This window comes from Deinococcus apachensis DSM 19763, assembly GCF_000381345.1.
In the GTDB taxonomy this organism is placed as follows: Bacteria; Deinococcota; Deinococci; order Deinococcales; family Deinococcaceae; genus Deinococcus; species Deinococcus apachensis.
In genome coordinates, this window is record NZ_KB906403.1 from 71,945 (window position 1) to 85,679 (window position 13,735).

The window sequence follows — 13,735 nt, forward strand, 5'->3', positions numbered from 1 at the left end:
CAAACCACCCGCGCCCGATTCACGACTCTTCCAGCCTAACGCCGCGTCCCCCGACGTGGGTGATGCACCGGACAAGACCACCTTGGACGTCCCCTGAAGAGGAGCTGACCATTGGGATAGACGCTGAGGGCACGCGGGAGCACCCGCCTGACACTTCCCCCACCCAGGAGGATTTCAGATGCACACCGAACCCCGCCGGGCCTCTTCCCTCCTCGTTCCCCTGCTCGCGCTGCTGCTCCTCGCGCTCGTCACCGCGGTGGGAGGCTGGATCGCGGGCGGCGTGATCGCCGTGCTGGGGCTCCTGCTGCTCTCCACCGCCTCGGGCCGTCAGCGGGAACGGCGCGCCGGGGGAGGAACGGGTGGGGCGGGTTGGTCCGGCACCGACTCCTGGGGCGGGGACTCGGGCTGCGACTCGGGTGACGGCGGGGGGGATGGGGGGGGCTGCGGGGGAGAATGATTCTGTTCCTCCCCCCGCCGCAGGGCGCGGAAGGTCCCGCGCAGCAGCCGGGCCGCCTCGCCCGCCCGGACGCCGCCCATGACGGACGGAGTGTGGCCCCAGTGGGAGGCGAGCAGGTCACCCACCCCACCCAGCGCCCCCGCCTTGGGGTTGCGCGCCCCGTATACGAGGCGGGCGACCCGCGCCTCCAACGCCGCCCCCAGGCACATTGGGCAGGGCTCCAGCGTGACGACGAGCGTGCAATTCGTCAGGTAAGGGGTGCCGAGCGTCCGGGTGGCGTCGCGCAGGGCGGCCAGTTCCGCGTGGTGGGTCATGTCCCCATGTTCCCGGCTGGTGTTGCGCCCCCGGCCCACCACCCCCCCGTCCGGTCCCAGCACGACCGCGCCGACCGGCACCTCGCCCACCCGCGCCGCCTCGTGGGCGAGGGCCAGGGCCTCCCCCATCGCCGTATGAAGGGGGTCTTCGGGAACGCCCGCCTCCTCGCGCGCCCCGGCAGCCCAGAGGGAGGGCATGAGGCCCGCCCACCGCACATCGGCCCCCACGGCGAGGACGGGCACCCGGTCCCGTTCCCCGCGCGGCACCTTGGCGTCGGTGAATACGTCGCTGAGCTTGCGCGTGCCACCGCTCAGGCGCGCCCGGTCCCCCGGCTGACGGGTACGGAGCGTCCAGCCGTCCGGGAGGGGAAAGTCGGGGGTGGGCCACGGCAGCGGTTGGAGGTGGAGCCGCCCGCCCGTCACGGTCACGTCACGAGCGGCGGGCAGGGTGACGTGCGCCGTCTCGCCCGCTCCAAGCGCTGCGGCGAGACGCTCGACGTGTTCAGCATGGTAGGGCAGGCCCGCGTCCGTCAACGCCCGCGTCACGTACCGGCGCAGGACGGCGGGAGACTGCTCACTCAGGGGGGCGTGCGCGGTCAGGCGGGCAGCGAGGTCTTCCAGCGCCGCGTCATCCTCGCGGGACAGGCGGGCCAGCCGTCCCAGTGCCTCCTCCACGCTGGGAAAACGGGCACTCAGGAGGGGCAGGACGGCGGTCCGCAACCACGCGCGGGTCTGGGTGGGGTCGGCGTTGGTGGGGTCCTCGCGCCAGTCCTGACCCAGGGCGCGCAGGAAGGCCTCGACCTCGGCGCGGGAAACATCCAGCCAGGGGCGGCGCACCCGGCCCCGGACGGGAGGAATACCGTTCAGAACGGCCTCACCGCGCAGGAGTTGCATCAGCACCGTCTCCGCCTGGTCGCGGCGGGTGTGGGCGGTCAGGACAGCCCCAGCACCATACCGTTTCGCCGTCCGGCCCAGGAAGTCGTAGCGCACGCGGCGGGCGGCGTCCTCCACATTCCAGCCGCGCCGGGCCGCGACGGCCAGCACGTTCACCCGCGTTCCCTCGAAGGGCACGCCCAGCCCGCCCGCGAGGGTTCGCACCCAGGCCTTATCCACCGCCGAGTCCGGGCGCAGCGCGTGGTCGAGGTGGGCGGCGACGGGCTGGACTCCGGCGAGCAACAAGGCCCGCAGCAGTGCCACGCTGTCTGCCCCGCCCGATACGCCGACGACCACCACCCGCCCCGCATAGGGCGCGAGGGGGCGTTCCAGAATCGCAGGGGGCCTCACCCCTCCACCCAGCCCGGCCAGGTCACTCCCAGCGCCTGTGCGAGGGCGAGCGCGTCGTGAGGGGCATGGGCGCCGATATCGTTGTCGAAGTAGACGTACACGTCGCGGGGCTGCTGAGGAAGGGGCATGTCCGTGAGGCGCCGCGCGTCCGCAGGCTCACTGCCCGCCCGCCACGCCCGGACCCGCTCGGCCCAGGCGGCGATCTCGCCGGGCTCGTACCCGCTGCGGTACAGCTCGCGGGAGCCGTGCAGGCGGACATAGACGAAGTCGGTCGTCACCTCCTCGATCAGTGGGAAGTGCCCCGCCGCGTCCGCGACGACGAGCGCGACCCCGTGACGGCGCAGCAACTCGGGCAGCTCGGGGGTGACGAAGCTCGCGTGCCGGACCTCCAGCGCGTGGCGCAGGGGCACGTCCCGTTCCGCCTGCGTCCACGCCTGGCCCTCCAGGTGCGCGTCGTGCTCGGTCGCCAGCCGCGCCGCCTCCCCCATCGAGCCCGGCAGCAGCGTCAGGAAGGCGTCCAGCACCTCCGGGGCGAAGCGCACCCCCTCGGGGAGTTGCCAGAGGACCGGCCCCAGACGGTCTCCCAGCCGCAGCAGCCCCGAAGCGAAGAAGTTCGCCAGCGGCGCCCGCACCCCCCGCAACTTCTTCATGTGGGTGACGAAGCGCCCGCCCTTGACCGCGAAGACAAATCCCGGCGCGGTCTGCGCGGCCCAGCGGGCGTAGGACTCCGGCTTCTGCAGCGCGTAGAACGACCCGTTGATCTCCACGCTGCCCAGTCGCCCGGCGAGATATTCCAGTTCGCGCCGCTGCGGGAGTCCCTGAGGGTAGAACGCGCCCCGCCAGTGCCGGTACGTCCAGCCGGAGGTGCCGATAAATACCCGGCCGGGCTGGGGGGAAGTGGGCGGGTCGGTCAAGGGGTCCTCGGGTCGGGAAGAGAGCGGTGCGGTTTCTCCCGGTCCCACACTATGCCGTGGGAAGCGTCCGGGCGGGGACCTCCCCGTACAATGGCCCCATGTCCCCCCGCGTCGGCCAGCCCGCCCCCGAGTTCGATGCCCGCAGCGACGACGGCCGCCCCATCCGCCTCGCCGACCTGCGGGGGCGCTGGGTGGTGCTGTACTTCTACCCCCGGGCGAACACGCCGGGCTGCTCCATTGAGGCGCAGCGGTTCGAGGCCGCCCTTCCCGAGTTCGAGCGCCTGGGCGCCACCGTGATCGGCGTGAGCACCGACACCGAGGCGCGTCAGGCCAATTTCCGCGACTTCTGCGGCCTCAGCTTCCCGCTCATCCCCGATGGGGACCGCACCCTGTCGCGCACCTACGGGGTGATGGGCGGCCTGGGCGGGCTGCTCGGCATAGCGGCCCGGCAGACCTTCCTGATCGACCCGACCGGGAAGGTCGCGCACCACTGGTCCAGCGTGAACCCGCAGACCCACGCGGCGGAAGTGCTGCGCTGGCTCCAGGGCCAGGCGGTGCGGGCGTAGCCTCAGCGTCCCCGACCTTCTGAGGGCCGGTCCGCCGAGCTGGGACTTCCCGGAATCACCGGCCCCTGCGGGTACAGCCAGCGCAGGAAGACGAGGAACAGCCCGATCACGGTCGCGGTGCTTGTGGTGAGAAAGGCGATGATCACGCCGCTCTCCAGCCGGAAGGGGCGCCCGTTCAGCTCGCCCCAGCCGAGGGCCAGGGTCAGCACCACGTCGGCGACCAGCCACGCCGTCGCCAGGACGAAGACAGCTCCGCCGATCACCAAGCGTAGCAGGCGCTGGTCCACGGCCTCGCGGTAGCGCAGCTCGCGGGTGCGGCGCTCCAGCTCGGTGGCGCCCGAGTCGCTCAGCCGCTGCTCGACCTCCAGGCCGCTCCGCACCACCCGGTCTATCGGGTTGGTCTCGGGCGTGGAAGGCGGTGGGAAGAACGGGCCGGGTTCGGTCGGCATCAGGCGCTGCGGGCGAGACTGGTGTAGTACTCGCGGGTCACCTCGTTGGGGATCAGGTCATTCGGCAGGCCGTACGTCAGGGTCCACGGGCTGCCCTGGAGGTGGGTCAGGCGCGACAGCTCCTCGCCGTCCATCTGCCCGTAATTGCGCCACACGCTCCGCACGACCTCCAGCGCGTCGGGGTCGGCGCTTAGATCGGGTTCGCCGGGAGCGACGGGCAGAATATCGTCCGGGCGCAGCGTCCGCTCGCCGCGCCAGTAGTCCCAGAGCTTGCGGACCACCGGCCCGTGCCGCCAGGCATGCACCGTGTTGTAGATCAGGGACCGCCCCAGCAGCGCCAGGGTCCACCCGTGCGCGATGTACACCAGCTTGTGAACCTGCATCTGCGTCAGCGTGCGTCCCTCGGCCCGCGCGAGGTCGAGGAATGCATTTGCCACCACCTCGGCGGCATATCCAGTCCGGGTCGGGTCAGCAACGGTCATAGGCGGCCTCCTTTCTGATCACAGCGTAACACAAGCGGCCTACGTTCAAGAAAGGATAAGGGACCGTCCTCCATGGGGTGACGGTCCCTCGGCTCGCGGCGCCTACCCCAGGCTGGCGAGCGCCTCGCGCATGATGTCCAGCCCCGTCCCGGCCTCCTCGCGGGTCAAGATCAGTGGCGGGCTGATGCGGATGACCGCCTCGCCGCAGTCGAGGTTGAGAAGGCCGCGCTCGAACATCGCCATACTCGCCGCGTCACGGAGCTTGCCATCGGGGCTGCCGTCCGGCTTCACAAACTCCAGGCCGATGAAGAGGCCCTCGCCGCGCACGTCTCCCAGGAAGGGGAACTCGGCCTGCATCCCCCGAAGCTCGTTCATGATGTACGAGCCGACCGATGCCGCGTTCTCCATCAGGCTCTCACCGCAGCCGGGGTGCTTCACCACGCCTTCGAGCAGGTCGAGCGTCGCGTGGGCCGCCGCCGCCGCCACCGGATTCCCGCCGAACGTCGAGCCGTGCGAGCCGACAGGCCAGGTCATGACACTATCCTTCGCCAGCATCGCGCTGATTGGCAGACCCGAGGCAATACCCTTCGCCAGCGTCACGATGTCGGGCTGGACGTCGAAGTGCTGGAACGAGAACATCTTCCCGCTGCGGCCCATCCCCGCCTGCACCTCATCGAAGATCAGGAGGATGCCGTACCGGTCGCACAGCGCCCGCAGCCCCGGCAGGAAGTCCGCGGGCGGCACGATGTACCCGCCCTCACCCTGCATGGGCTCGATGATGATCGCGGCGACCTCATCGGAGGGAATAACGGTCTGGAACAGCCCCTCGATGTGGTCGAGGACCGCCTGCCCGCAGGTTTCGGGCGTGCTGCCCAGCGGCGGGCGGAAGGGATTGGGGTAGGGCACGTGGCTGACGTTGGGCAGCAGCGGGCCAAAGCCGCGCTTGTATTTCGTCTTGGAGCCCGTCAGCGTGATGGCCCCGTAGGTCCGCCCGTGGAAAGAGCCCAGCGTGGAGATGATGTGGGTGCGCCCGGTGTGGTTGCGCGCGAGCTTCACTGCCGCCTCGACCGCCTCAGCACCGCTGTTCCCGAAGAACACGCGCCACTTCTCGCCGGGCCGCTCGACGTGCGAGACGAGGCGCTCGGCCAGGCTGGTCGTAATCTCCTGCGGGTAGTCGGTCAGGCAGACGTGGGTGAACCGCGTGATCTGCTCCTGCACGGCCTTCACGACATGCGGGTGCGCGTGCCCCGTCGTGCTCACCGCGATGCCCGCGAAGAAGTCGAGCATGGTGTTGCCGTCCACGTCGGTCAGCCACACGCCCTCGCCGTGGTCCGGCACGAAGGGGTAAGGCCGCATGTACGAGGTGGAGAGGTGCTTAGAATCGCGCTCCATGATGGCCTTCGTCTTGGGGCCGGGGAGCGAGGTCTTGAGAAGGGGCTGGCGGGGCTTGGGGAGGGTAGTCATTGGGAACTCCTGAATAAATTGGAGGGAATTAGGGCGGTTGCATCGCAGGGGGACCCCTCCGGGCCATCTCCCTCTCAAGGGAGGCAAGGCGTTACCCTGACTCCCTTTGAGGGGAGCTGTCAGCGAAGCTGACTGAGGGGTTGTATGCGACTCAGTCCCCGCTCACCGGCTGCGGCGTTTGAAGCATTCCGTCGGGCGCCGTATCCGTGACCGCCGTGTCATGGGTCAGCGGGCCGCTGCTCCCGACCCCATACGCTGCCCACTTGTCCTCGCGGCTGTTCAGGCGGTGCTGGGTCGCGCCGGGGCGGTTGCGGCTCTCGCTGAACTCCTTGGGCTCGATGGAGATACGCTCGCCCTCCATCAGGCCGTAGATGCCAGTCTGACCGGGCTCGCGGCGCTGCCAGTCCTCGGGCACGGCCATATCGGGGCCGGTGTAGTCGGTCGGCTCGGAGTACGCGGCGATGTAGCCCTCGAAGTTGCGGAGGATCAGCTTTTCCGGGCTGTGGCTCAGCACGTAGTTGGGCGCGACCGGAATCTTGCCGCCGCCGCCGGGAGCATCCACCACGTAGGTCGGGACGCTATAGCCCGAGGTATGCCCGCGCAGGCTCTCCATGATCTCCAGGCCCTTGGCGACGGTGGTCCGCAGGTGCCCCGCCCCATGCACGAGGTCGCACTGGTAAATGTAGTAGGGCCGCACCCGAATCTTGACGAGTTCGCGCAGCAGTTTCTGCATGATGACCGGGTGGTCGTTCACGCCCCGCAGCAGCACGCTCTGGTTGCCCAGCGGCACGCCCGCGCGGGTGAGGCGGTCGCACGCCTCGGCCACCTCCGGCGTGATCTCCTTGGGGTGGTTGACGTGGATGTTCATCCACAGCGGGTGGTTCTCGGCAAGCACGTCGCACAGTTCCTGGGTCACGCGCATGGGCATGAACACGGGGACACGCGTGCCAATGCGAATGATCTCGATGTGCTCGATCTTGCGGAGCTCGGCGAGCAGGCGGCCCAGCACCTTGGGCGCCAGCGTCAGCGGATCGCCGCCCGAGAGCAGCACGTCGCGCACCTGGGGTGTGTTCCGCAGATAGTTGAGCTGCGCCTCGTACTCGGCGGGGTTGAAGGTCTCGGTCGGGTCGCCCACGATGCGGCTGCGGGTGCAGTAGCGGCAGTACGAGGCGCACTGGGTCGTGACGAGCATCAGCACCCGGTCGGGGTAGCGGTGCACCAGGCCGGGCACGGGGCTGTGCTTGTCCTCAGCGAGCGAGTCCTCCATCATCGCCGTGAAGGGCTCCAGCTCGTGGTGGGTGGGGATGACCTGACGCCGCACCGGGCAGGTGGGGTCCTCCGGGTCCATCAGCGAGGCGAAGTACGGGGTGATGTCCAGGCGGAAGATGCCCTTGGCGCTCGCCCCCGCCCGCTCGCTCTCGGTGAGGCGGATAACCTCCTCCAGTTCCTCGACGGAGTTGATGCGGTTCTTGAGCTGCCACTTCCAGTCGTACCACTGCTCGTCGGGCACGTCCTGCCATTTGGGGGCACGGTGGTTGCGGGGCAGCATCTGCTGAGACCGGACGGTCGCCTGCGGGTGCAGTCGGGTGGAACTGGGCATAGGTCCTCCTGGAATGAAGCGAAATGTAATGTCTTGCCTTTATTCTCAGAATTTCCGCCCTGCTTTGGAAGGCGCACGGCCCAGCTTTATGGCAGGTGAGGCCGGGCGCCAAACTGGCAAACGCCACTTCCGACCTTGCAATTGATAAGATGCTCCCATGAAGCAGCACGGCGGCTCCCTCGATCCCCTCGACCACCGCATCCTGGAAGAACTCCAGACCGATTCCCGCCTGAGCATGCGCGAACTGGGGCGCCGGGTCGGGCTCTCGGCGCCCGCCGTCACTGAGCGGGTGCGGCGGCTGGAGGACGCGGGCGTGATCCTGGGCTACGGGGTGCGGGTGGCGTCCAAGCCCCTGGGGCGCACCATCACTGCCTTTATCGGTGTGCAGGACAGCGGGCGCAACGACCCTACCCTGATCCGCTGGGCGAAGAAAAACGACGGCGTGCTCGAATGCCACAGCGTCACGGGCGACAACTCCTGCATCCTGAAAGTCGCTGTGCCGGACGTGGGCGCCCTTGAAAACATGCTCGGGGACCTGATCGCCATGGGCTTTACCTGCGACACGAGCATCGTGCTCAGTACGCCGCTGGAGGGGAAATTGCTGCTGCCGCCGAGGTGAGGGGGATCAACCCCGTTCTTCGGCAGAGAGGCCGCGGCGCCACAACACCTCAAGGGCAGTGCGCTTGACGGTCTGATCTTCCTCCAGGGCCAGCCTCCGCAAGGTCTCCTCCAACCGCGCGTCCCGGCAATAGCTCTCCAGGAGGGGCACGGTGGCGCGGCGGACACGGATGCTGGGATCACCCAGGGCCATGGCGATCAGCGTGGGCAACAGGTCCACGGCGGGCACCAGAGGACTGAGCTTGCAGGCATCGCAGCTTAGGGAATGGAGGGCGGCGCGGCGAACACGTGAAACGGGGTCACTCAGGAGATGCCGCAGAGGTTCGGCGCACCGTTCATCCACCAGATGGTCCAGGGCATTCGCGCAGTCGAAGCGGACCCGGGGTTGCCCGTGGCCCAGCCCCTCGATCAACCCGCCCACCACATCCGCGAGTTCGCCGGAAGCGTCCAGATGCTTCCGTACGGCCAGAATGTCGTGGAGGGGCATACGCGCGAAGCGGGCGCCGAGGGCCTGGGGGTCGTGGTGCCGTGACCAGGTCAGCAAAGACGCCGCCAGGTCATGAACGAACTGCCGACGCGCCAAGCGGCGTTCGGCGCGAGGGTCGGGTGCAGCCATCGCGAACCGCTCCACCGCTTCGACATATGTCTTGAGCCTCGCCCAGCCCGGAAACCCGTACTCCCATGCGAGGACGAACTGGGCGTCGGCCAGCCGCGCCCGCCTGTCCTCCAGGGTCACGAGCCGGGGCAGGTACACCGAGAAACGCTCTCGTGCCCCCGGGTGGCCGGAGAGGAAGGCTTTGAGCAGACTCTTGGCCTGCCTCCTGAGGTGTTCGAGGCTGGGCGCGGCGGGCAGTTGGCGCATGACGGCTCCCTTTCGAGAGGCCCCGAGTCCACGGTGGCGGGCCGAAAGGAAGGTCAGGGTTGTCGGGGGTGGGACTCGGCAGTGGGCTGTGCCCTTTCCGTGGACAGGAGGCGGCTGAACCGCGCTGGGACCAGCTTACACGGTCGCCGCCCGGGAACAGCAGGGGAACCGACGTAGCCCGGGTGAGCGAAATGGCGGGGCTGACCCCACGCGGCCCTCAGCCCCCCGCAGCCCGCCGGGTGTGCGCCGCGTACCTTTGCAACAGTTCCCATCCCGCCCCGCTCGCCATCACCTCGCGGGCCTGGGCCACGCCGTCCGCGATGCGCTCGACCTGGCCTGCCGTCCGCAGGGCCGCCCCGGCATTCAGGGCCACGATGTCGCGCTGGGCCGGGGTGCCGCCCCCGGTCAGCAGGGCGCGCGTAATTTCCGCGTTCTCGGCGGGCGTGCCCCCCACGATGGCCTCCCTGGGGTGGAGGCTCACGCCCACCTCCTCGGGATGCAGGGTGCGGTCAATTACCTCGCCGTCCCGCAGGCCGGTCACCGTGTTCGGGCCGCAGACGGTGAACTCGTCCAGGCCGCTGCCGTGGACGACCGTCGCCCCCCGCGCCCCCAACAGGCGCAGCACCTCCGCGAGCGTGCGTGTCAGCTCGGGCTTGAAGACGCCCACGACGAGGTGAGTTGCCCCTGCCGGGTTGGAGAGCGGTCCCAGGATGTTGAACACCGTCCGGGCAGCGAGGTCGGCGCGGACGGGCGCGGCGTGGCGCAGGGCCGGGTGATAGTTGCGCGCGAACATGAAGCCGATGCCGAGGCCGTTCACCCCATCCGCCACGACCTGCGGCGGGGCGTCGAGGTTCACGCCCAGGGCTTCGAGCACGTCCGCACTCCCGGCCCGGCTACTCGCGGCGCGGTTGCCGTGCTTGGCGACGGGCACACCTGCTGCCGCCACGACGAAGGCGGTCGTCGTGCTGATGTTGAAGGTGTGCGCCCCATCCCCACCCGTGCCGACCACGTCGAGGAGCACGTCGCGCGGTTCCACCTGCACATGAACGGCGTTCTCGCGCATGGCCTGGGCGAAGCCCGCGATCTCCTCCGGCGTCTCGCCGCGCACGCGCAGGGCGGCGAGGGCGGCGGCGAGACGCACCCCGCTCACGTTCCCCTCCATCACCTCGCGCATGAAGGCGGCGGCCTCGGCCTGCGTCAGGATGTCGCCGTTCATCAGCCGGACGTGCATGGTGCGCCCGTCGGGGGAGGTCGCCGGGGTAGAGGTTTGCGTCATGCCCGCACCTCTTCGCGCCGCGCCCGGTACTCCCGCACGAGCATCAGAAAATTCCGCAGCATCGCCATGCCGCCCTCCGTGGCGATGCTCTCGGGGTGGAACTGTACGCCGAAGACGGGGTAGTCACGGTGACGCAGCGCCATGAGAACTTCTTCCTGCGGGTCGGTTGTCCAGGCGACGGGCACGAGTTCGGGCGGCAGATCACGCACCACGAGGGAATGGTAACGGGTGACGCGCACCTCATCTTCCAACCCAGCGAAGAGGCCCGAGCCGTCGTGCCGCACCGCGCTCGTCTTGCCGTGGACGGGTAGAGCGGCCCGCCCGACCGTTGCCCCGAACGCCTCCCCGATGCTCTGGTGGCCGAGGCAAACGCCAAGTGTTGGGTATGTCGGCCCCAGTTCGCGGATCACGTCGACACTCAGGCCCGCCTCACGCGGCGTGCAGGGCCCGGGCGAGACGACGATGGCTTCGGGGTTGAGCTTCCGCACGTCCTCCAGCGTGAATTGATCGTTGCGCCAGACGGTCAATTCACAACCCAACTCGCCGAAGTATTGGACGAGGTTGTAGGTGAAGGAGTCGTAGTTGTCGATCAGCAAAATCCGAGTCATTCTTCTCCCTCAACCGCGTCAGCCCACGGAAAACTCTTGATTTTAAGGACTGGCGCAGCCCAAGCTCTAAAAACCGAGATCGGCTCGCCAAGATTCATAGGTCCGCCTGCGCCTTCAAAACACCCATTCAAGACGGACCACATAACCCAGCCGTGTTCATGCCGCTCGACCTGAATTTTCTCAAAAGGCTTGTCCTCCAACCCAGTTCCGAGAAGGCGTACTCTGAGCCTCCATCCCGGATTATCAACGGTTGAAGTCTTTGCCCCGTACCCATGCTCCCAGTCCCATCGCACATCGCGTAATACCAGCCCTGAAGCCACCTTAAGGGATCTGGCGAATCCAGCGTTTCTTGAATGCGTGCCCGTCGCCCCATCACAACCCCCCCGCCGCCATCTCCACCGCCCGCATCAATGCCGCCGCCTTGCTGCGTGTTTCAAGTTCTTCGGCCTCCGGGTCACTGTTGGCCACAATTCCCGCCCCGGCCTGGATATGAACCTTCCCGTTCGCGATCACCATCGTCCGCAGGGTCAGGGCCATGTCGAGGCTGCCGTCCAGCGCGATGTAGCCGAAGGACCCGCCGTAGGGACCGCGCCGGACGGGTTCGAGTTCGTCGATGATCTCCATCGCGCGAATCTTGGGGGCGCCGCTCACCGTGCCCATCGGCAACACGGAGGCGAGGGCGTGCAGCGGCGTCTGGCCCTCCCGCAGCTCGCCCGTGACGGTGGAGACGATGTGCATGACGTGGCTGTACCGCTCGACGGAAAAAGCGTCCTGCACCCGCACGCTGCCGTAGCGGCTGACTCGCCCCAGGTCGTTGCGGCCCAGGTCCACCAGCATGAGGTGCTCGGCCCGCTCCTTCTCGTCGGCGAGGAGTTCGGCGGCAAGAAGTTCGTCCTCTTCAGGGGTCGTGCCCCGCCGCCGCGTACCCGCGATGGGGCGGGTGACGACCGCGCGCCCGTCGCTTCGCAGCAGGCTCTCGGGGCTGGAGGCGACGAGCGTGACTTCTCCCAACGCGAGGTAGCCGAGGTAAGGGCTGGGGTTGACTCGGCGCAGCGCTCGGTACAGCGCGAAGGGATGCACGGTCAGGTCCGCGCTAAACCGCTGCGAAGGCACGACCTGGAAGATGTCGCCCGCACGGATGTACTCCAGGCTCTTTTCCACCGCCGCCATGTAACCCTCGGGCGTGAAGTTGCTGGTGAAGGTCGGTGCAGTTGCCTTCTCCCGTCCCGGCACCTCGTCGGGCAGGGGGCCGCGCAGCCGAGCGGCGAGGGCTTCCACCACCCGGTCCGCCTGCTCCCGCGTCTCGGCGGTGGCAACTGCGATCAGGCGGTGGCGCAGGTGGTCGTAGATCACCATGCCCTCGGGGGCGATGAAGAGCGCGTCGGGGAGGTTCAGCTCGTCGGGCTTGGCGTCGGGGAGGTGCTCGTAGGCGCGGATCAGGTCGTAGGCGGCGTATCCCACCGCCCCGCCGATGAAAGCGGGCAGGCCCCCGGGAAGGGAGACCGGGCGCGTGGTCGTTCCGTACAGCCGGGCGAGGGGATCGGCCTCGGGGCCATCGAAGCTGCCAAACGTCCCGCTGCTCGTCACTCGCCCCGCGCGGTACGTGAAGCGCCCCTGCTCGCCCACGCCGATGAAGGAGTAGCGGCCCAGCCGCTCGCCCGCCTCCACGCTCTCCAGCAGGAAGCTGACCGGCTGGTCCCGCGCGACCTTCAGGTACGCGGTGACGGGCGTGTCGAGGTCAGCGTTCAGCTCGCGGACGGCGACGTGGGCGGCGGGTCGGGTCGGGGAAAGGGTGGGGGTCATGGGGCTCCTGTGGGGCACAGTGCTGAGGGGCGAAGGGGCAATGGAAAACGCGCCCGGTGGGAAGTTCCACCTGGGCGCGTCCGGCGTGCTGGACAAACGGCGCATCAGACCCAGGCGAAGCTGGGCCACCACCACGCACCGTTGACGGTCATGGGGGCAGGATAGCGCGGCTGCGAGGCGGCATACCAGCCCCCAACCCGCACATTCGTTTACACAACCCCTTCCGTACAGGGCTGGGCTCCTGCTTGCAGTCCGCAGGAGGCTGTCCTGAGAGCATGGGCGCATGGATGACAAGCCCGGTTCCACGCTCCCGGCGCAGGCCTTTCGCCGAATGGACGAGACCCCTGACGAGCTCTTCTACGCGCAGCCGCGTTTCGTGACCCACATCGACGACCTCGCCATCGCCGCCGTGACGCAGCTCTACCGCGAGTTCTTCCCGCCGGATGGGCAGATTCTCGACCTGATGAGCTCCTGGGTCAGCCACCTGCCGCCCGAGGTCGAGTACGCGGGCGTCACGGGGCTGGGCCTGAACGCCGCCGAACTCGCGCGCAACCCCCGGCTGACCCGGCGCGTGGTGCAGAACCTCAACGCCGATCCGCACCTGCCCTTCGACCCGGCCACCTTCGACGGCTGCGGCATCTGCGTGTCCATCGACTACCTGACCGACCCCGTGACGGTGCTGCGCGAGGTGGGCCGGGTGCTGAAACCCGGGGCGCCCGTCGTCATCACCTTTTCCAACCGCTGCTTCCCGACGAAGGCGGTCGCCATCTGGCACGCCCTCGACGACGCCGGGCACGTCGCCCTCGTTCAGGAGTTGCTGCGGGCGGCGGGCACCTTTATTGGCATTCAGGGCCTGGACCGCAGCCCACGCCCCCGCCGCGCGGACCCGCTCTACGCGGTGGTGGGTCGGGCAGTTCAGGAGGAGGGGTAGCCAGTGATGGCTTGAGGGATACGCTCACAAGGTTCTCTTGAAAAAGAGCGGCCCATAAGGCAAAAAATCTCCTCTCTCTTGACGCGCAGAGCTGCCTGCAGAGGGGG

At 68.8% G+C, this 13,735-nt stretch carries 14 protein-coding genes; 3 read left to right on the plus strand and 11 right to left on the minus strand.

Going from position 1 to position 13,735, the window contains the following annotated elements:
• Window positions 1-327: 327 nt before the first annotated feature.
• Both tilS and F784_RS0111115 read right to left on the minus strand, forming a co-directional pair.
• Window positions 328-2,055, minus strand: coding sequence for a tRNA lysidine(34) synthetase TilS (tilS, locus tag F784_RS0111110; RefSeq protein ID WP_019586805.1), 1,728 nt, complete (start codon window positions 2,053-2,055; stop codon window positions 328-330).
• Window positions 2,052-2,969, minus strand: a complete 918-nt coding sequence (locus F784_RS0111115; RefSeq protein WP_019586806.1) for a DUF72 domain-containing protein — start codon at window positions 2,967-2,969, stop codon at window positions 2,052-2,054. Before F784_RS0111115 ends, tilS begins: the two co-directional genes overlap by 4 nt.
• Before the next feature lie 98 nt (window positions 2,970-3,067).
• Here F784_RS0111115 and F784_RS0111120 point away from each other — a divergent pair, with 98 nt between their 5' ends.
• Window positions 3,068-3,535: a peroxiredoxin gene (locus F784_RS0111120; protein ID WP_019586807.1), complete on the plus strand. Its 468-nt coding sequence runs from the start codon at window positions 3,068-3,070 to the stop codon at window positions 3,533-3,535.
• A 2-nt stretch (window positions 3,536-3,537) separates the two neighbouring features.
• Here the strand turns inward: F784_RS0111120 and F784_RS26825 are convergent, their stop codons facing one another.
• The 4 genes from F784_RS26825 to kamA all read right to left on the minus strand — a co-directional run bounded on the left by F784_RS26825 (window position 3,538) and on the right by kamA (window position 7,530).
• Window positions 3,538-3,984, minus strand: a complete 447-nt coding sequence (locus F784_RS26825; protein ID WP_019586808.1) for a hypothetical protein — start codon at window positions 3,982-3,984, stop codon at window positions 3,538-3,540.
• Window positions 3,984-4,466, minus strand: a complete 483-nt coding sequence (locus F784_RS0111130; RefSeq protein ID WP_019586809.1) for a Panacea domain-containing protein — start codon at window positions 4,464-4,466, stop codon at window positions 3,984-3,986. The genes F784_RS26825 and F784_RS0111130 overlap by 1 nt, the downstream gene beginning before the upstream one ends.
• Before the next feature lie 102 nt (window positions 4,467-4,568).
• On the minus strand, window positions 4,569-5,930 hold the full coding sequence (locus F784_RS0111135; protein WP_019586810.1) for an acetyl ornithine aminotransferase family protein: 1,362 nt from the start codon (window positions 5,928-5,930) through the stop codon (window positions 4,569-4,571).
• 151 nt (window positions 5,931-6,081) lie between these two features.
• Window positions 6,082-7,530 (minus strand): lysine 2,3-aminomutase, encoded by a 1,449-nt coding sequence (kamA, locus tag F784_RS0111140; RefSeq protein ID WP_019586811.1) that lies wholly within the window; start codon window positions 7,528-7,530, stop codon window positions 6,082-6,084.
• A gap of 157 nt (window positions 7,531-7,687) precedes the next feature.
• Here kamA and F784_RS0111145 point away from each other — a divergent pair, with 157 nt between their 5' ends.
• Window positions 7,688-8,149: an Lrp/AsnC family transcriptional regulator gene (locus F784_RS0111145; RefSeq protein WP_019586812.1), complete on the plus strand. Its 462-nt coding sequence runs from the start codon at window positions 7,688-7,690 to the stop codon at window positions 8,147-8,149.
• Window positions 8,150-8,155: 6 nt separating this feature from the next.
• Here the strand turns inward: F784_RS0111145 and F784_RS0111150 are convergent, their stop codons facing one another.
• From F784_RS0111150 to trpE, 5 genes are all read right to left on the minus strand, one after another.
• Entirely contained in the window at window positions 8,156-9,010 is an 855-nt protein-coding gene (locus F784_RS0111150) for a HEAT repeat domain-containing protein (RefSeq protein ID WP_019586813.1), read from the minus strand.
• A gap of 217 nt (window positions 9,011-9,227) precedes the next feature.
• Complete coding sequence (gene trpD / locus F784_RS0111155; RefSeq protein ID WP_019586814.1) at window positions 9,228-10,286, minus strand: anthranilate phosphoribosyltransferase; 1,059 nt, start codon at window positions 10,284-10,286, stop codon at window positions 9,228-9,230.
• Window positions 10,283-10,894, minus strand: a complete 612-nt coding sequence (locus F784_RS0111160) for an anthranilate synthase component II (RefSeq protein ID WP_019586815.1) — start codon at window positions 10,892-10,894, stop codon at window positions 10,283-10,285. Before F784_RS0111160 ends, trpD begins: the two co-directional genes overlap by 4 nt.
• The gene (locus F784_RS27810; RefSeq protein ID WP_211211898.1) at window positions 10,891-11,214 is read right to left on the minus strand and encodes an Imm53 family immunity protein; all 324 of its coding nucleotides are present in this window, start codon (window positions 11,212-11,214) and stop codon (window positions 10,891-10,893) included. Before F784_RS27810 ends, F784_RS0111160 begins: the two co-directional genes overlap by 4 nt.
• Window positions 11,215-11,266: 52 nt before the next feature.
• Window positions 11,267-12,697: an anthranilate synthase component I gene (trpE, locus tag F784_RS0111165; RefSeq protein WP_019586816.1), complete on the minus strand. Its 1,431-nt coding sequence runs from the start codon at window positions 12,695-12,697 to the stop codon at window positions 11,267-11,269.
• A gap of 283 nt (window positions 12,698-12,980) precedes the next feature.
• On the opposite strand from trpE, the gene F784_RS0111170 reads away from it, so the two are divergent.
• Complete coding sequence (locus F784_RS0111170) at window positions 12,981-13,628, plus strand: class I SAM-dependent methyltransferase (RefSeq protein ID WP_019586817.1); 648 nt, start codon at window positions 12,981-12,983, stop codon at window positions 13,626-13,628.
• The last annotated feature ends 107 nt before the right edge of the window (window positions 13,629-13,735 follow it).

What these genes read in the sequence shown, in the direction of transcription:
- F784_RS0111120 (WP_019586807.1), top strand. Translation starts at nt 3,068, where the DNA reads ATGTCCCCCCGCGTCGGCCAGCCCGCCCCCGAGTTCGATGCCCGCAGC.
- F784_RS26825 (WP_019586808.1), bottom strand. Translation starts at nt 3,984, where the DNA reads ATGCCGACCGAACCCGGCCCGTTCTTCCCACCGCCTTCCACGCCCGAG.
- F784_RS0111130 (WP_019586809.1), bottom strand. Translation starts at nt 4,466, where the DNA reads ATGACCGTTGCTGACCCGACCCGGACTGGATATGCCGCCGAGGTGGTG.
- F784_RS0111135 (WP_019586810.1), bottom strand. Translation starts at nt 5,930, where the DNA reads ATGACTACCCTCCCCAAGCCCCGCCAGCCCCTTCTCAAGACCTCGCTC.
- kamA (WP_019586811.1), bottom strand. Translation starts at nt 7,530, where the DNA reads ATGCCCAGTTCCACCCGACTGCACCCGCAGGCGACCGTCCGGTCTCAG.
- F784_RS0111145 (WP_019586812.1), top strand. Translation starts at nt 7,688, where the DNA reads ATGAAGCAGCACGGCGGCTCCCTCGATCCCCTCGACCACCGCATCCTG.
- F784_RS0111150 (WP_019586813.1), bottom strand. Translation starts at nt 9,010, where the DNA reads ATGCGCCAACTGCCCGCCGCGCCCAGCCTCGAACACCTCAGGAGGCAG.
- trpD (WP_019586814.1), bottom strand. Translation starts at nt 10,286, where the DNA reads ATGACGCAAACCTCTACCCCGGCGACCTCCCCCGACGGGCGCACCATG.
- F784_RS0111160 (WP_019586815.1), bottom strand. Translation starts at nt 10,894, where the DNA reads ATGACTCGGATTTTGCTGATCGACAACTACGACTCCTTCACCTACAAC.
- trpE (WP_019586816.1), bottom strand. Translation starts at nt 12,697, where the DNA reads ATGACCCCCACCCTTTCCCCGACCCGACCCGCCGCCCACGTCGCCGTC.
- F784_RS0111170 (WP_019586817.1), top strand. Translation starts at nt 12,981, where the DNA reads ATGGATGACAAGCCCGGTTCCACGCTCCCGGCGCAGGCCTTTCGCCGA.